Source organism: Intestinimonas butyriciproducens (assembly GCF_004154955.1).
Classification (GTDB): Bacteria; Bacillota; Clostridia; order Oscillospirales; family Oscillospiraceae; genus Intestinimonas; species Intestinimonas butyriciproducens.
Genome location: NZ_CP011524.1, coordinates 1,190,544 through 1,208,127, shown reverse-complemented (window position 1 = coordinate 1,208,127; position 17,584 = coordinate 1,190,544). Strand labels below are relative to the sequence as shown.

Sequence of the window (17,584 nt, the reverse complement as noted above, 5' to 3'; positions counted from 1 at the left end):
TATGTACGACCTGTTTTCCTATCTCTCCGGCAACCCATACCCCGGCCGCGGTATCCTGCTGGGCTGCTCCGCCGACGGCCGGCGGGCAGTTATCGCCTACTTCATCATGGGCCGCAGTGAAAACAGCCGCAACCGCGTTTTTGAAATCACCGAGGACGGCATCCGTACCAAGGCGTTTGACGAGTCCAGAATGACCGACCCCTCCCTGATCATCTACCACCCCGTCCGGGTGGTGGACAGCACCACCATCGTCACCAACGGTGACCAGACCGACACGGTGGCCGATGCCTTCCGCAGCGGCGGGAGCTGGGTCCGCGCGCTGCGCACCCGGGAGTTTGAGCCAGACGGTCCCAACTATACCCCCCGCATCTCCGGTATGGTCCGCCCCGACGGCTCCTATCGCCTGGCCATTCTGAAATCTGCGGATGGAGACCCCGCCTGCTGCCGGCGCTTTTTCTATGAGTATGACGCTCCAATTGCCGGCCAGGGCCACTTTATCAGTACTTACCAGACCGACGGCGACCCTCTCCCCTCCTTTGAGGGAGAACCCAGGACCGTAGAGCTGGGCGATGAGACCGCCGCCGCCCTTGCGGATCGTCTCTGGAACAGCCTCAATGCCGACAACAAAGTCTCGCTTTTCGTGCGCACCATCGACTTGACCACCGGGCAAACCGACACCGCGATCAAAAATAAGCATCAGGGGGAGTAAAGGATGACGGAACTGGAACTGAAATACGGCTGCAACCCCAACCAGAAGCCCGCACGCATCTTTATGGAGTCCGGAGATCTGCCGCTACAGGTCCTCAACGGAAAGCCCGGCTATATCAACTTTATGGACGCCCTCAACTCCTGGCAACTGGTCCGGGAGCTCAAGGCCGCCACCGGCCTGCCCGCCGCAGCCTCCTTTAAGCACGTCTCTCCTGCCGGCGCCGCCGTGGGCACAGAGCTCACCGACGTGGAGCGCAAGATCTACTTTGCCGAGGGTATGGAGCTCTCCCCTATTGCCTCCGCCTATGTCAAGGCCCGGGGCGCCGACCGGCTGTGCTCTTACGGCGACTGGGCCGCCCTCTCAGATGTCTGTGACGAGCAGACCGCCCGCTATCTGGCCCTGGAGGTCTCCGACGGCGTCATCGCGCCCGGCTACACCGACAAGGCCCTGGAGATCCTGCGCACCAAGCGCAAGGGCGGCTACAATGTGGTTCAGATCAACCCCGCCTACGTCCCCAAGGCCATCGAGCACAAAGACGTCTTCGGCATCACCTTTGAGCAGGGCCGGAACAACTTTGAGATCAGCTCCGCGCTGCTGGAGAATATCGTCACGGAGAACAAGACCCTGCCTGAGGCGGCTAAACGGGACCTGGTGCTCTCTCTCATCACCCTCAAATACACCCAGTCCAACTCCGTATGCTATGTCAAAGACGGACAGGCCATCGGCGTGGGAGCGGGCCAGCAGAGCCGTATCCACTGCACCCGTCTGGCCGGCGGCAAGGCCGACAACTGGCTTCTGCGCCAGCATCCCAAGGTCCTCGCCCTCCCCTTCCTGCCTGGGATTCGCCGCCCCGACCGGGACAACGCCATCGACGTCTACATCTCCGACGAATATGAGGACGTGCTGGCCGAAGGCGTGTGGCAGAATACCTTCACTGAAAGGCCCCAGGTGCTGACCGTTGAGGAGAAAAAGGCCTGGATCGCCCGCCAGACCGGCGTAAGCGTGGGCTCCGACGCCTTCTTCCCCTTCGGCGACAATGTGGAGCGGGCCCGGAAGTCCGGCGTCTCTTATATCGCTCAGCCCGGAGGTTCCATCCGCGACGACCACGTCATCAACACCTGTAACAAATATGGCATCGTCATGGCATTTACCGGGATGCGGCTCTTCCACCACTAAAGCCATGGGGGATCGGGCCCGTGGTCTCGACGCCACACAGCTCAAATATCTGGCCTGTGGGGCCATGGTGATCGACCACATCGGCATGCTTTTCTCTCCGATGGCTGCCGTTGCCGGCCCCGGCGATCTGCTTTTCTACCTCTTCCGATATGTGGGCCGCCTGGCCTTTCCCATCTTCGCCTATTTTACCGCCGAGGGCTGTCGGAAGACGGGGAATTACCGCCGCTACCTGCTGCGTCTGGGCCTCTTCGGTGCCTTCACCCATATTGTGGCTTTTGGCGCCACCGGCGGGCAGAGCGGCAGCGTCATCGCCACCTTTTTTCTCTCAGCGCTGGGGATTTGGTTCTACCGCCTGCTGCGCGAGAGGGGTCTTCCTGCCGTCCCGGCCCTGCTTCCCGCCCTGGCCCTGGCGGTCTTTGGCCAGCTCGCCCATGTGGACTATGGTTCGGCTGGCGTATGCGCCGTCACGGCTCTCTATCTCTGCGGCGAGCATCCGAGGCGAAAGCTCCTCTGTCTGAGCGCGGCCATGGCCGCCACCTACCTGATCCACTATCCGCTGGAGATCTTCTTCCAGTACGAGATGTGGCTGGGTTTTCACACCTATCTCCCCTGGCTGCGGAGCTTCTTCCTCCCTTTCAGCCTGCTCTATACGCTCTGCTCCTGGACGGCGCTGCCCCTTCTCTCCCTCTATAACGGTCAAAGAGGCTCCGGCAGCCGCTGGTTTTTCTACTGGTTCTACCCGCTCCACATGGCGGTCCTCTACGGCCTGAGCACGCTCATTCCCTGACGGTCCGTCAACCCTTTACACAAAGATGGGAGGTCCTCCTCAGTTATGAAAGTACTCGTCGTAGGCGGCGGCGGCCGCGAACACGCCATTGTCTGGGCGCTCTCCAAAAGCCCCAAGGTCACTCAGCTCTACTGCGCGCCCGGAAACGGCGGCATTGCCGCCCTGGCCGAATGTGTCCCCATCAAGGCCACCGACGTGGAGGCCATGGTGAACTGGGCTGTGAAAAATGCCATGGACTTTGTGGTGGTGGCCCCGGACGATCCCCTAGCCCTGGGCATGGTGGATGCTTTGGAGGCGGCCGGTATCCCCGCCTTTGGTCCCCGGGCAAATGCCGCCGTCATTGAGGCGAGCAAGGTATTCTCCAAGCATCTCATGACAAAATATCATATCCCCACCGCCAAATATCAGGCCTTTACGGAGCTGGACGCCGCCTTGGACTATATCCGCCGGGAGGGAGCCCCCATCGTGGTCAAGGCGGACGGCCTAGCGCTGGGCAAGGGCGTGGTGGTGGCGCAGACCGTGTCCGAAGCAGAGGAGGCCGCACGCGCCATGATGGCGGACGGCAAATTCGGCGCTGCCGGAGCCAGGGTGGTGGTGGAGGAGTGTATGACGGGCCCAGAGGTCACGGTGCTCTGCTTCAGCGATGGGGAACATTTGGTCCCCATGCCCTCCTCCCGGGACCACAAGCGCGCCTTCGACGGGGACTCAGGCCCCAACACCGGCGGGATGGGTGCCATCTCCCCCGCCCCCGGCTATACGCCTGTCCTGGCTGCGCAGTGCATGGAGGAGATTTTCCTGCCTACCATCGCGGCACTGAAGGCGGAGGGCCGTCCCTTCCAGGGCGTCCTCTACTTCGGTTTGATGCTCACACCTCAGGGACCCAAGGTGGTGGAGTACAACGCCCGCTTTGGCGACCCGGAGTGTCAGGCGGTCCTCTCCCTGCTGGAGAGCGATCTGATGGATATTTTTCTCGCCTGCCGCGCAGGGACCCTGGATCAGGCTGATATCCGCTGGCGGGACGGCTCTGCCTGCTGTCTCGTTCTGGCCTCCGGCGGCTACCCCGCCAAATATCAGACCGGTTACCCCATCTCCGGTCTGGACCAGGCCGGAGAGACCGCCACAGTCTTCCATGCGGGCACCAGACGGGCGGAGAACGGAGCGATTCTCACCTCCGGCGGCCGGGTCCTGGGCGTCACCGCCGTGGGCGACACCCTTGCCTCCGCCATCGACTCGGCCTATCGCAGCGCGTCGCACGTCTCCTTCCAGGATATGCACTTCCGCACCGACATCGGGCGGACATTCTGAACAGTATCGGCGGCTCCGGGTTTTCCCGGAGCCGTCTGGCTGTCGGCATTCCGCTCCCGGCCAAACTCTTCTGAATGATATGGGAATGCGCAGGTCCGCCGTTCCCTTTTTCCCGCCGCCCGTTTTGTGCGGTTCTCTTTCCCAATATGCTGAATACCTTGTAAGGAGCTCGGAGGGGTTTTGTTTGAAGAAAATATCCGTTTTGGAAATCGCCACGGTCTTTACCGGCAGCTTTTTGGGGGCCGGCTTTCTCTCCGGTCAGGAGCTGCTCCAGTTCTTCGGTGTCTTTGGAGGATACGGCCTGGCCGGCATGGTGCTGGCCATCGCCGCCTTCTGTCTCTTCAGTCTTCTGGTGATGGACATCGCCAAACGCACCGGCAAAACTGAGTTTGACCGCATCATCGTCCCTTGGGAGCTGCCCTGGCTCCGTGGGATCGTCAGCGGCGTCTTTCTCTTTTTCCTCTTTGATGTGATGGTGGCCATGATTGCGGGCGCAGGTGCCCTTCTGGAGCAGGTCTTCGGCCTCCCCGCCATCGCCGGAGACGCCGCGATCACTCTGCTGGTGCTGGCTGTGGCCCTCACAGGGGCTGCGGGGATGCTGGCCTCCTTTAACATCGTGGTGCCCCTGTTGGTGGTAGCCGCCATCGTGATCGGTGCGGGCGCCTGCCTCCGGCTCCCCATGGGCCCCATCGAAGCCCGTCCGTTTGCCAGCGGCAACCCCCTGCTGGGAAACTGGTTCTTTTCAGCGCTCTCCTTCATCTCCTACAACATGATGGCGGCCGTCTCCATTCTGGTCCCCCTCACCGAGGGGATGGAGGAGAAGAGGACCATCCACAAGGGGCTGGCCGCAGGCGCCGTGCTCCTCACCCTCATTTTTGTCTGCATTCTCCTTCCCATGATCCTCTTTCATGCTCTGGTGGGGGCGGCGGAGCTCCCCATGCTGTCGCTGGCCTATTCTCTCACACCGGTACTGGGGCTTATCTACGCGGTACTTCTTTTTGCCGGGATGTTCACCGCAGCCCTTTCCAGCCTTTTCGCCATCACCACCCGCGTCCAGCAGAGGACCGGAGGCGCGCTGATCTCCAGGCGTTTTATTTCCCTCCTGTGCGCCCTTGCTTTTGTGGGAAGCATCTTCGGTTTTAAAAATGTGGTCAGCTTCGTCTATCCCATCTGCGGCTATATCGGCTTTTTCGCCCTGGCAGGCATTCTGCTCCACTTTTTCCTCCTGCGCAGGTCCGGCGTCGGTGCGGGGAACTGAGCTCACGATCACATGGAGACGCAGCCGGAGCGCGTACGCATGGCGGGGGACATCTGTTTTCTGAAGTCATCGCCGTGCCACGCTCAAAAGGCCGACCGCCCTGTCCCCCGACACAGACAAGCCCCTTTCCCCAAACCGGGGAAAGGGGCTTGTCTGTCGTCGCTTTTAAAGTGAGCACCCTTCCGCCGGCGTCGGCCCTGGCCGGAGCGCTTCACGGTGCCGGGTCGCCGCCCTCACAGCAGGGATAAAAGAAAAGACCGCACAGGCACAGGAAAATCAATCGGTCAATCCATTCCCTTCCGTTTCTATCCCTTCCGAGCGTCCAAAACAGCCACCCACCTTTTTAGAATTTCTTAACCGAGCCTATGCAGAAGCCGCCGCACCGCAGAGCCGGTACGGGAAAACCCAAGACTTGAAGCTGTACGCAAAGGCGTTTAATTTCTTGCAGGATAAGAACATCACTTCCCTTTTGCAGTTGCAGGAGGTCGTGTCGGAGATGAAAAAGCGGTCCAGGAATACCAACGGCGAAATCAAGCAGACCGAATTGACTTTGTACCAGACCGCCGAGCGTTATCTGAAAGAGCATTTAGGGAAAGGCAATGTGCTGAAGCTGAAAGCATGGAAAACCGAGGTTTCCGACTTGTCCGAAAAGAAACGCCGCTTGTATGAAGATTTGCAGACTTTGAGAGCCGAGGTACAGGAAGCTGAAGCTGTAAGAAGTGCGTGGAACAGGCGATACAGCCGGAGCAGAGCAAAGAAAAGGCGCAAAGCAAATGGCGGGATATGGAATTGTGATTGTGCCGGAAAAATGCTGCAATAACAAATATCTGCTTCATCCCGTACCCGCCGCCGGACATATCCCTCCTCCTTTCCCCGTAAACTTGTGGGGAAGGGGGTGTCCACTTGACCGTCTCATTCGGCTCTTTTCTCTCCCAGCTCTCCGACCCTGCTCTGCAGTGTGTGGTGTTTTTGACCCTGTGCGTCATCCTGGTCAACGGATGGACCGATGCGCCCAACGCCATCGCCACCGCCGTCTCCACCAGAGCGCTTCCTTTCCACACTGCCGTCCGGCTGGCCGCAGTGTGCAATCTTCTGGGGGTGACCGTGATGACCGCCTTCAACGCATCGGTTGCCGAAAGCATCTATACCATCGCCGACTTTGGTGGAGACGTCCGCGGAGCACTCTGTGCGCTGTGCGCTGCTCTCTGCGCTATTGTCCTCTGGTCCGCCGCCGCATGGGTCTTCGGCATCCCCACCAGTGAGAGCCACGCGCTGGTGGCCGGTATCACCGGCGCCGCCGCCGCCCGGCCCGGCGGCCTGTCCAACGTGCAGGGCGATACCTGGTTTCGGGTCGTCCTGGGCCTTGTCGTATCCGTGATTCTCGGCTTTCTCCTGGGGCGTCTCTGCGGCTTTCCCGCCGTCCGGGACAGCCGCCGGAGCCCGGCCTTTTACCGCAGAGCTCAGACAGGGGGAGCCGCGGCCATGGCCTTTTTTCACGGCGCTCAGGACGGACAAAAGTTCATGGGCGTTTTTCTTCTGGGCGTGGCGCTGGCCCAGGGACGCCGGGATACCGAGACCTTTCTGGTCCCCATGTGGCTTATGGTTCTGTGCGCCCTCACAATGGCCCTGGGCACCTCCCTGGGGGGAAAACGGATCATCGACACGGTCGGCCATGAAATGGTGTGCCTGGACGCCCGCCGTGGATTTGCCGCCGACTGCGCCGGAGCACTCTGTCTGCTACTGTGTACGCTCTGCGGTCTCCCCGTCTCCACCACCCATACCAAGACCGCAGCCATGCTGGGCGTCGGCAGTTCCGTCCCCGGCCATCCTCCTGACTGGAAGATCGCCCGCTCCATCGTCCTTACCTGGCTGCTCACCTTTCCCGGCTGTGGCGTGATCGGTTATTTTATGGCCCGAATCTTTCTTTCTTTTCTCTAAAAGCCCTTTTCATTTGTCAAAAAAGCGTATATAATAGATGCGCTGTCTCGGCAGCCCGGGCAGAGTGGTCCGGTTTACAATTGAATCGACGGAGGAAAGACCATGGAAAGATTAGTCGGCACTGTATCCAGGGGTATCCGGGCCCCGATCATCCGCGAGGGAGACGACATCGCCCAAATCGTTGTGGATAGTGTTCTGGCCGCATCCGCGCAGGCGGGTTTCACACTGGGTGAAAAGGATGTCATCGCGGTAACGGAGGCCATAGTGGCCCGTGCGCAGGGCAATTACGCCACTGTGGATCAAATTGCCGCCGATGTGAAGGCCAAATTTGGAGATCACACAATCGGTGTGGTGTTCCCAATTCTGAGCCGCAATCGCTTTGCCATCTGCCTCAAAGGGATCGCCTCCGGTGCAAAGAAAATCGTGCTCATGCTCAGTTATCCCTCCGACGAGGTGGGGAACCACCTGGTAGACTTGGACCTGGTGGATGAAAAGGGTGTGGACCCCTATCGTGACGTCCTCAGCGAGGCCAAATATCGTGAGCTTTTCGGTTATACCAAACACGTTTTCACCGGCGTTGACTATATCGAATACTATAAGGACCTGATCCAGAGCTGCGGCTGCGAGGTGGAAGTGGTCCTGGCCAATGACTGCCGTGTCATTCTGGACTACACCAAACACGTGCTTTGCTGTGATATCCATACCCGCACACGCTCCAAGCGTCTTCTTAAGAAGGCTGGCGCCGAGCTTGTGCTGGGCCTTGACGAACTCATGACGACGCCTGTAGACGGCAGTGGATGCAACGAGCGTTACGGCCTGTTGGGCAGCAACAAGGCCACGGAAGACAAGATCAAGCTCTTCCCTCGTGACTGCCAGGACGTTGTGGAGCGCATCCAGGCCGGTATTCTGGAGCAGACCGGCCAGCACGTAGAGGTCATGATCTATGGTGACGGAGCCTTTAAGGACCCGGTGGGAAAAATCTGGGAGCTGGCCGACCCTGTGGTCTCTCCCGCCTACACCAGCGGTCTGGAGGGACAGCCCAATGAGGTCAAGCTCAAATATCTGGCGGACAACGAGTTTGCCGATCTTTCCGGTGACGCGCTGAAGGCGGCCATCTCCGACTATATCCGCAACAAGGACGCCGACCTCATGGGAAAGATGGTCTCTCAGGGTACCACTCCCCGCCGTCTCACCGATCTCATCGGTTCTCTGTGCGACCTCACCTCCGGCAGCGGCGACAAGGGTACCCCCATCGTGCTGGTCCAGGGCTACTTTGACAATTATACCAAGTAAGAGCGCCTCTCTTTCTCTTGCGCCTGCGGTTTTTCCGCAGGCGCTTTCTGTTTTTCCAATTAAAAATCCCCGGGCTTACAGCCCGGGGATTTTTACCTATGTGCTCTCAAACGCGTCTTTCAGTTTTTTCAGCGCCTTTTTCTCTATGCGCGATACATAGGAGCGTGAAATACCGCTTTGCGCGGCAATCTCCCGCTGCGTTTTGGGCGGCTGGTTATTCAGCCCATACCGCATGGTGATGATCATCTTCTCCCGGTCGCTGAGACACCGCTCCACATACTGCCGGACCTGGATACAGGAATCTCTTGCGTCCAGATTCTCCAGCATGTCGTCGTCCACACTGATCACATCCATGAGAGAGAGGGAGTTTCCGTCGCCGTCGCCGTCCAGCGTGTCCGAAAGGGACACCTCCCCCTGCAGCTTCTTCTGGGATCGGAAATGCATCAGGATCTCGTTTTCAATACATCGAGACGCATAGGTGGCCAAACGCACGTTCTTATCCGCTTTGAAAGTTGAGATCCCCTTGATGAGCCCAATGGTGCCGATGGAGATGAGATCGTCCTGGTTGCTGGACTGGGTGTAGTACTTTTTTACAATATGGGCGACCAGGCGCAGATTGTGCTCGATCAGGACGTTCCGTGCCTCTAAGTCTCCGGCTGCATAACGCTCCAAGTACATCCGTTCCTCATCGGCCTTCAGCGGCCTTGGAAAAGAACCGCCTCCATCCGACACCCGGAGGGAAAAAAACAGACTGTTGAGCATGAGAAGAATCCATGCTGAAAGCATACGAGTATCGCCTCCCGCTTTTTGTTTTCTGTCCGTCCCTTCACTCTATTCCCGCTGCGGCACGTCCTATGAATAGAGAACGTGGAGCACCCTCCAGGACCCGCTCCCGGAGGACGCTCCACGCTCTTTATTCTTCGTGTTTCCCTTCTGCCCTCGCTCCTCCGCCCGTATATGCGGCTACGGCCAGGAGGACGGTGATCGGAACCGCCAGCACGGTGCCAAAGCTCCCCGAGAGTCCCTGCATGATGGCGATACCGATATTATTGGAATTGATGATCTGCAAATATGGTAAGTCGTAGGCATAATCCAGCAGGAGCATGCTCACGCTCCCTCCTGCGAAGGCCAGGATCAGTGTATTGCTGTCGGTCCCCATCATGTCCCGCCCCACATGTATCCCTGCCCGGAAGAGGTCCCGCCTGGAAATCGCCGGATTCTGGGCATGGATCTCACCGATTGCGCTTCCGATAGACATCGCCACATCCATGACCGCCCCCAGACTGGAGATGAGGAGACCGGAGAACAGAAGACCTCCCACCTGGATATCGGCCACGTTCCATAGAGTAAGCAGGCTCTCGATATCGGAAACATTCCAGCCGCTGATGCCTGAGGCCATGCTGAACAGCGTGGCGGCGACGCCTGCAATGATGACGCCCGCTATGGTGCCGCCGGCCGCGACCAGCGTCTTTTTTGTGGGACCTCCGATGAGATAAAGAGTGACCACCGTGGTGACTACACACACCAGCACCGCCACCCAGAAGGGCGAAAAGCCCCGATAGACCAGCGGCAGGTACACAAAGAGAATACACAGGAAGGTGAATACCAGTCCCAGCGCACCTTTGATCCCCTGCTTCCCCCCCACCAGGCAAAGCACCAACAGATAGAGCGCGGCAAACAGATAGATCACTCCGCCCCGGTCCTGCGCATATACGGTGGTAATGATGGACTCGCCCGCCACGCTCTGCAGGACCACCACCTTCATTCCCACCGTGCACCCCGCGCCAAAGAGATAGCCTGAGCTGCTGGTCGTCCGCATCTCCTGACCGGCCCGCACACCTGTGGTCATGTGCACCATGACCACTTGCTCTCCCGTACGGCTTCCGTCCGGCTGGAGGTTATCCTGCAATATTTCGGTGACAATCCCTTTCTCAAAGGTCTGCCCCTCCCGGACCACCAGAGGTACCCGCTCCACCTGGTTGATAAAAATGGTGACGACCACAAGCAGGGCCAGCAGCGCCAGTGGGATGCCCCAGCGCAGGAAAAACGCTCTCAGTTTCAAAATGTTCAGCCTTTCTGCGTGGAAGGAAACGGACCTTCCACCGGCACGCGGACCGGCGGAAGATCCGTCTCTCCCCTCTTTCTTTCGGGCGGCCCGTCAGGCTCCCACGGCCACGCCCAGCGTGGTCAGGAAGGAAGCGGGCACATAGTAATTGCCGTTCGCCAGCATGGCGGCAGTAGAGACGGCCTGGCCGTCCACGGTGAGGTCCAGCGTAACGGCGGCGCCCTCCGCGGCGGAGGTTTCGGGGGCATTACCGGTATAGGCGGTCTTGGTCTCAATGACTACGCCGCCGTTCCAGCTCACATCAAACTGATTGGCGCTGCCGGTCACAGAGGCGGCCACATCCCGCAGGCGGTAGTAGGTTTCGCCGCCCACAGCCAGGGAAGCGACGGGGACCGCGGCGGAGGCGTCCTTCTCGATGGCGAAGGTCTCGTCGATCTTCTCCGCCTTGCCGCCGTCGGTGATCTGATAGGTGTCGATGGAGCAGCTGGTCTCAGTCATGTTGATGACGGAATAGCTGGGCAGCCAGTTCTGGCTCCGGTTGGCGATGTAATCCTGCTGGGCGGCGATGAGTTCGTAGAACTTAGAGCCGGAGGCAGAGTTGGCGGACATATAGAGGATGCCCTTGGGATTCACCACCGTATTGCCGGTGGTGGACTCGATGGTATAGCACCGGTTGTCCTGCTGGAAGGCAGTCAAAAGAGCGGAGCCGTCCGCGTCGCCCTCCTCAGGGGAAAGGGGGATCTGGGTGGAGTTGGTAATGTCGTAGGCATGATCCCAGTCATAGTCGCTCCCCTCCGCATTGAGCTGGAACTCATAGTTGTTGTGGGTCTGACCGTCGCCATAGAGCAGCTTGCTGCGGCTGTAGGTATGATCGTGTCCCTGAAGCACCATGTCAATATCGTACCGATCAAAAACAGGGGTGAGCTGGGTACGCAGGATCATACCGTCCGTGTCGGAGTGATCCAGTCCGGTGCCGTAGATGTCCTGGTGAATCGTGACCACGCGCCAGGCGGCATCCGGGTCAGAGGCCACGGCCTCTGCGATGGCCTTCTCATGCTCAGCCACATTATAGTTGTTGGTGTTCAGCACGATGAACAGCCCGGGGCCGTAGGAATAGTAATAGTCGCCTCCGGCCTGGGTCGCCCCGTACTCCGTGGCGTTGGGGTTATAGAAGTGATACATATAGTCGGGGTTCAGAGAATCGTGGTTGCCGATGGTCGTGGCCACAGGCAGGCGCTGGAGCGCCTGGGGATTCAGATAACCCGCATACTCCTCCTCCTTGGGTTTGCCGGTCTTGTTGACCTGGTCGCCGGCGGAGATGATAAAGTTGATGCCGGGATTCTGCTCGGTGGCGATCTCCAGCGTGCGGTTCCAGCCGAAGCTGTCGTTTCGGGCGGCGGTGTTGGCAACGCCCGCATCGGCCGCCAGACTGTCCATCCCCTGGGGCTGTCCCTTGGAGGCGCCGATCTGGGGGTCTCCCACATAGAGCATCTTTATGCTGGAGAAACTGCCGGTTTTATACTCCACCGGTTCGGTCTCCACACCATTCTTTTCCACGGTGTAATAATATGTGCTGTTCTCTGCCAATCCGGTAACGGTAACATGGTTATAGACATAGGCCACTCCATCGGTCAGGCTCTGGTCCACATCGGCGGATATGCCGGTGAACGCTGTGAGCCGGGCCTTGTCGGCGCCAAAGTGTACCACCGGTGTAGCCGCCTTGCCGTCCTCCACTTTGCTGTACCACGCAAAATTCAGCTCGGTCTCATTTTTGCCCGGGGTCAGAGACACCTTGGTGTAGTCCGTGGCGACGGATGCCCATGACTCAGTCCATGCTTTCCAGGCCTCGGAGCCGCCTACCGTACTGCCGTCGTTGTAGTGGACCGTAGCCGCTAAAGCCGGCGCGCAAGCGCCTACCAGCAGCGCACCGCTGAGAACACTGGCCAAGACCTTTTCCCGTGTCTGCATTTTTGATTACTCCCTTGTCTCAATTTGCCGGTTCCGTGCCGGGCAGCCGCCCCTCCCGGAACTGCGAAGTCGAGTATAGCACCCTGAAATTCCAGTCTCAAGGGACTTTGGCAAAGCTTTTCTCATATTTTATCCCTCCCTTACACAGCAAAAATCCTGAGACGTACTATGTAAAGGGTAAGTTAACCACCCAATACATTACGTTGGCTGACGGCTCATTTGTGGCAGAATGGCAGAAGCTGGAGGGGAGGCGATTGACCAGCAGGAGAAAGCGGATTGGGGAGCGTCTGGGGATACCCTGGACGCTCTTTCTTTATAGGCTCCCGGCTAAGGGCGTACTTACTCACCACCGCCGCTGGCAGGTGGTGGTATGGCCTGCGGCCATCGTGCGCCCTCCTAGAGGAACTGGGACGGGACGGCTCCGCCATCAGCTTTCCCCTGCCAGTATATACAGCAGACGCCAACGGCGGCTTGTGCATCGAGCGCCGCTGCGTCGATGCACTGGGAGCTTGGGGGCCGCCGGCCACCAACAAGCTGCGCCGGGTATATACCGGCGCATTGCTTGCCACTACTATCATAACCTATCAAAGGGGTTGAATGCCGCTCGGTTTGGTGGTACACTTTGCTCATGCCAATTCGACAAATCATATTTTTTAGAGGGAGTACTCTAATTGTGTACAAAGAATTGATTTTAGAATTAACGCAAAACAATGAGTATGTAAAGATACAATCGCCTTGTACCGGAGAAGAAATTGAGAAAGCAGAAAAGGCAGTCGGCTACCCCTTTCCGAAAGAGCTACGGGAACTTCTTTATGAATTGGACGGGGACAAATATCTTCTCTTGTCTGCAAAGGAGATACTCGCGCAAGCCATATTAAACAGAGAAACTCAAGAAATGTACAGCGATGAAGAATTTGCGAAGGAATTAGACAAGTTTATCTTTTTTGCTACAAACGGCTGCGGGGACTATTATTGCTATCATGCAGACTCTGACGGAGTTATTGATGAAAACGCTATCTACATTTGGGAACACGAAATGTTTTGTTGGAAACAAGTAGCCGCAAGTATGGTGGAACTTATTACTCGGTATTATCATGATGAAATTTAATGGGCATACAGTTTCCAGTTTGTCGGGGGATTTCATCTTTTGGGTGAAATCCCCCTTGACAAATGCTCTCTTGTGATGGTGTACTCCTGATTTTTGCACGACAAGATACGTTCCCCGTCCTCCATAAATCCGATCACATAGTATTCATGGAAATGGTTCGGAAAAGGCTGTGCAATGCCCTCAAAACGGTAAGCCTCAATGTGGAGTTCGTCATCGTAGACCACCGTTCGCACTTCTTTTTTCATACGGTGTACCTCCTTGCCCGTCCCATTATAACAGCCTGGGGATTGTGCTGGCTTGTAAAATATCTTCATTTTTGTGCGTGACGGAGCAAACGGCGCAGGGATGGGCCAACCAATCCCTGCGCCGTTGTATGGCTGCTATGCCCTCTGCCAGAGCAGCATATTGTCTTCAAATAGAGTGTTCACCCTGCCGTTGTCTTTCAGCCACGCTAGATAGGAGCGGACGGTGCTGCCCACCAAAACATACTGTTCAAAGTTCATGGTAAGCCCGTAGTCCGCAAACAATTTTTGCAGGATCACTTCAAAGCAAAGCGGTTCTCGGCAGATGCCGGTGATTTTATCCGCAATCTCCAACACCTTGTCGATGTTATACTGTGCCAGCTCTGTCACATCCTCGGAGGCGGCAGCGTGGGCCGGAACGAACATTTTTGCCCGCAGGGATTTGACCATTTCCAGCGTGTTCAGATAGGCGGCAACATCATAGATGAAGCCGATCTGATACTTGTCCAGCGTTTCCCGGCTGGACAGGCAATCCGCCAGATAGACCACATCATCAGGCGTCCGAAAGCCTACCATATCAAAGAAATGTCCCGGCAGGGGGATGATCTCAAAGCCCTCCGGCAAGGATTCTTTGGTCAGCTCCTGGGCGTCGCTCTCCTGGGCCATGAGGAATTTGTGCCGCAGCTCCTTACATGGGTAGCCGCCATACAAAAAGGACGGCTCCAGGATGGGGTGATGGGTAAAGGCGCAGTCAATCCCTGGAGCGTAAATCATGCACCCGGTCTGGCCCTGCAAATACTTATTGCCGCCGATGTGGTCAGCGTTGGAGTGGGTGTTGTAGATGGCGGTAAGCCGCCAGCCGTTGGCTTCCAGAAGTTTCCGCACCTTACGCCCTGCGTCCTTATCGTTGCCGCTGTCAATCAGGCAAACGTCCTGCTTGTTCAGCTTCACCAGCCCAATTTTTGCTGGACTTTGGATGTAGTAACTTTGCTCTGAAACCTGGATCAATTCATACATGATGACAGCCCTCCTTTAGTGGCTCGGATAAAAGATTGTGTTATAGACCGCGCACCCGCTCTCGGACAAATTCTGATAGGCATGGGGCATATCGGCCCGGTAACGGACAGCCTGTTTCTCACCAACATCCACCGTTTTGTCTCCCAGGACAAGCCGCAGCGTCCCGCGCAGAACAAAGACGTGTTCCTCCACACCGTCATTGTGCTTGTCCGAGGAATGGCGGCAATCTGGGTCAAATTCGATGTAGAATGTTTCCACGCTCCGCACCGGGTCATAGGTGAATAGAGGATAGGCCCGCATTTTTCCGCCGTCCCCTAAAATCACATTGGCCTGATCCGGGCTGACGATGGTGTATTCAGCTTGTGGCCCTTCCAGGAAGTAGGACAACGGCGTTTTCAGTCCCGTGGCGATCTTCCAGAGTATTGTCATCGTGGGGATGGACTGACCGCGCTCGATTTGGCCCAACATGGGCTTGCTTACGCCAGTCAGAGCCGAAACATCATCCAGAGACATAGTTCGGGTGTTGCGGAGGCTTTTCAGCTTCTCACCAATTTTCAAATTCATAGATTCCATTGCTATAACCGCCTTGTATGTTTTTGCATCTTTAAAACTTGTTATAGCATATACCCAAAAGTGAGGAAAGTCAACACGATTAACAAGCCTTGCTCAATCGCTCACTTTCTGGCCCTGCACATTCCGGCAAGCAATGCAAGTGTGGCCACACTTGCGATTTTGCTTGTTGGGGACCTCCCCAAACCCGGCGGAGCTTCGGGACAAATTGTCCCAAAGCTCAGTTGTTGCGTCACAGCCCCTATCGGGTCTGCCCCTTATTTCCGGCCCCAGAAATGTGGAACATATATGCCCAAATCGGGGGCGAGGAATGATATTATATACCCCACCCCAAAATCACGCCTTGGAGCCCTTGCACCACAATGGGTCAGAACACAAAAAGCTAACAGATGCACCCCTGATTTTAAGCGTTCAACCCAATCCCCCCGCCCTTGCCCAATCATGGGCAAGGGGGCGGCTCTGAAGGATATACCTTACTTTGGGACAACTTGTCTCAGACGGATCAACTTCAAGGCAAAAGAAAAGTGCCGGACTCAACCGCAAGGGTTAAGTCCGACACTCTTTTTGACCGTTCCCGTTTGACAGATGCCATAAGTTTCAGTATTTTAGGCTTACTGTCTTATGAGCACCCAGCTAAGCCGGTGGGTTTTTATTGCAGGAAAAGGGGATCGCTTTCTACGCCCTGACCTCAGCGGTGCCGGCGGAATCCCGATTCCTCACATAGGTCTGGACCACAAAAAGCACCAAGCAGGCCGCGGCAAAGATCACGCCCACCGGGTAGGCGATGGAGGTAGAGAGTTGAAACCCCTCAGGCGCCTGCAGGATGTAAGTCATGGAGACCGCGGACATAAAGGTCGCCGGCAAAGCCGCCATGAAGCAGCACACGGGTGGGTAGCCGAACCGGAAGAGAAACACTGCGCCGGTCCACAGCACCATCATGGCCAGCGTCTGGTTGGACCAGGAGAAATAACGCCACAGGATATCCCAAGGCAGCGCCGTAGCAATCACCGCGCCCACCACCAGCAGGGGGGCGGACAGCGCGGCGCGCTTTTTGACGCTGGACTGGTCGATGTGGAACCAGTCCGCGATGGTGAGCCGTGCGGAGCGAAAAGCCGTGTCACCTGAGGTGATGGGGCAAGCGATCACGCCGATCATGGCCAGCACGCCGCCCACCGGGCCCATCAGTGTAGTGGAGATCTCATAGACCACACCGCCCTGTCCCAGTGCGTCGATGGCATCGGACAGCGGCCCCACACCGTTATAGAAGGTTACACCGGCAGCCGCCCAGATCAGGGCAATGATACCCTCTGTTACCATGGCGCCGTAAAACACGGTACGCCCCTCCTGCTCAGAGGTGAGGCAGCGAGCCATGATGGGGGACTGTGTGGCATGGAAGCCGGAGATCGCGCCACAGGCCACGGTGACAAACATCATGGCCCACATAGGCAGTCCTTTGGGATGTACCACGGAGAACGCGGCGGCTGTCAGCTCGGGCAGCTCATAGGCGGGGTTGATCAGGATCGCCCCCGCGATCCCCAGCGCCATGATGATCAGGCAGATGCCGAAAATCGGGTAGATCTTTCCGATGATCTTGTCGACGGGGAGAAACGTTGCCAGCAGATAGTAGATCAGGATGACCGCCAGCCAGAATGATGTGCCGACGACAGGCGGAGTGAGCATACCGATCAGCTTGGCGGGGCCCACGGAGAAGTTGACGCCCACCATCACCAGCAGGACCACGGAAAAGACACGCATGATGAAGGTCATGACCTTCCCCATGTAGATACCCACAAGTTCAGAGATGGACTTGCCATCATGCCGCTCGGACATCATGCCGGACAGGAAGTCATGGACTCCGCCGCCCAAAATGGTCCCGAACACAATCCAAAGGTAGACCACAGGTCCCCAGCACGCGCCCGCCAGCGCGCCGTAAATGGGACCCAAACCCGCGATGTTCAACAGCTGGATCAAATAAATTCTCCATGTCTTCATGGGAACAAAGTCCACCCCGTCCGGATGGGCCACTGCGGGGGTTTGCCTGTTGTCCACGCGGAATACTTTTTCCACCAACTTGCCGTAGGTGAAAAAGCCCACGACCAGCAGGACCAGGCAAGCAAAAAATGTGATCATAGAGTTCCCTCCTTTTTT

At 57.6% G+C, this 17,584-nt stretch carries 15 protein-coding genes and 1 pseudogene; 9 read left to right on the top strand and 7 right to left on the bottom strand.

Features of this window, described 5'->3' with window-relative positions; translation table 11 throughout:
• The first annotated feature begins 1 nt into the window (after nt 1).
• From SRB521_RS05940 to SRB521_RS05905, 8 genes are all read left to right on the top strand, one after another.
• Nucleotides 2-709, top strand: a complete 708-nt coding sequence (locus SRB521_RS05940; protein WP_075704174.1) for an IMP cyclohydrolase — start codon at nt 2-4, stop codon at nt 707-709.
• A 3-nt stretch (nt 710-712) separates the two neighbouring features.
• Nucleotides 713-1,885 (top strand): phosphoribosylaminoimidazolecarboxamide formyltransferase, encoded by a 1,173-nt coding sequence (locus tag SRB521_RS05935; RefSeq protein WP_075704175.1) that lies wholly within the window; start codon nt 713-715, stop codon nt 1,883-1,885.
• Nucleotides 1,886-1,889: 4 nt separating this feature from the next.
• Nucleotides 1,890-2,672, top strand: coding sequence for a TraX family protein (locus SRB521_RS05930; RefSeq protein WP_033119294.1), 783 nt, complete (start codon nt 1,890-1,892; stop codon nt 2,670-2,672).
• Between the two features lie 45 nt (nt 2,673-2,717).
• Entirely contained in the window at nt 2,718-3,977 is a 1,260-nt protein-coding gene (gene purD, locus SRB521_RS05925; RefSeq protein WP_033119293.1) for a phosphoribosylamine--glycine ligase, read from the top strand.
• Nucleotides 3,978-4,161: 184 nt separating this feature from the next.
• On the top strand, nt 4,162-5,235 hold the full coding sequence (locus tag SRB521_RS05920) for a YkvI family membrane protein (protein ID WP_116721953.1): 1,074 nt from the start codon (nt 4,162-4,164) through the stop codon (nt 5,233-5,235).
• A gap of 412 nt (nt 5,236-5,647) precedes the next feature.
• Nucleotides 5,648-6,055 carry a hypothetical protein gene (locus SRB521_RS05915; RefSeq protein ID WP_129868815.1) on the top strand — a complete coding sequence of 136 codons (408 nt, stop codon included), beginning with the start codon at nt 5,648-5,650 and terminating at the stop codon, nt 6,053-6,055.
• An 83-nt stretch (nt 6,056-6,138) separates the two neighbouring features.
• Nucleotides 6,139-7,173, top strand: coding sequence for an inorganic phosphate transporter (locus SRB521_RS05910; protein WP_033116997.1), 1,035 nt, complete (start codon nt 6,139-6,141; stop codon nt 7,171-7,173).
• A gap of 102 nt (nt 7,174-7,275) precedes the next feature.
• Nucleotides 7,276-8,466, top strand: a complete 1,191-nt coding sequence (locus SRB521_RS05905) for a coenzyme F420-0:L-glutamate ligase (protein ID WP_075704179.1) — start codon at nt 7,276-7,278, stop codon at nt 8,464-8,466.
• Between the two features lie 96 nt (nt 8,467-8,562).
• Here SRB521_RS05905 and sigK read toward each other — a convergent pair whose 3' ends face one another.
• The 3 genes from sigK to SRB521_RS05890 form a co-directional block, all read right to left on the bottom strand.
• Entirely contained in the window at nt 8,563-9,252 is a 690-nt protein-coding gene (sigK, locus tag SRB521_RS05900; protein ID WP_033116999.1) for an RNA polymerase sporulation sigma factor SigK, read from the bottom strand.
• A 127-nt stretch (nt 9,253-9,379) separates the two neighbouring features.
• On the bottom strand, nt 9,380-10,528 hold the full coding sequence (locus tag SRB521_RS05895; RefSeq protein WP_075704180.1) for a YibE/F family protein: 1,149 nt from the start codon (nt 10,526-10,528) through the stop codon (nt 9,380-9,382).
• A gap of 96 nt (nt 10,529-10,624) precedes the next feature.
• Complete coding sequence (locus SRB521_RS05890; RefSeq protein ID WP_075704181.1) at nt 10,625-12,499, bottom strand: purple acid phosphatase family protein; 1,875 nt, start codon at nt 12,497-12,499, stop codon at nt 10,625-10,627.
• Nucleotides 12,500-13,172: 673 nt separating this feature from the next.
• Between SRB521_RS05890 and SRB521_RS05885 the strand changes: the two genes are divergently transcribed.
• Nucleotides 13,173-13,607: an SMI1/KNR4 family protein gene (locus tag SRB521_RS05885; RefSeq protein ID WP_075704184.1), complete on the top strand. Its 435-nt coding sequence runs from the start codon at nt 13,173-13,175 to the stop codon at nt 13,605-13,607.
• A gap of 74 nt (nt 13,608-13,681) precedes the next feature.
• Here SRB521_RS05885 and SRB521_RS05880 read toward each other — a convergent pair.
• The 4 genes and pseudogenes from SRB521_RS05880 to SRB521_RS05865 form a co-directional block, all read right to left on the bottom strand.
• Nucleotides 13,682-13,852: pseudogene (locus tag SRB521_RS05880) on the bottom strand (AraC family ligand binding domain-containing protein); the annotation flags it as partial.
• A 135-nt stretch (nt 13,853-13,987) separates the two neighbouring features.
• On the bottom strand, nt 13,988-14,866 hold the full coding sequence (locus SRB521_RS05875; RefSeq protein WP_075704185.1) for an MBL fold metallo-hydrolase: 879 nt from the start codon (nt 14,864-14,866) through the stop codon (nt 13,988-13,990).
• Nucleotides 14,867-14,881: 15 nt separating this feature from the next.
• Complete coding sequence (locus tag SRB521_RS05870; protein ID WP_242976544.1) at nt 14,882-15,430, bottom strand: helix-turn-helix domain-containing protein; 549 nt, start codon at nt 15,428-15,430, stop codon at nt 14,882-14,884.
• Nucleotides 15,431-16,111: 681 nt separating this feature from the next.
• Complete coding sequence (locus SRB521_RS05865) at nt 16,112-17,566, bottom strand: carbon starvation CstA family protein (protein WP_058118007.1); 1,455 nt, start codon at nt 17,564-17,566, stop codon at nt 16,112-16,114.
• Nucleotides 17,567-17,584: the final 18 nt, after the last annotated feature.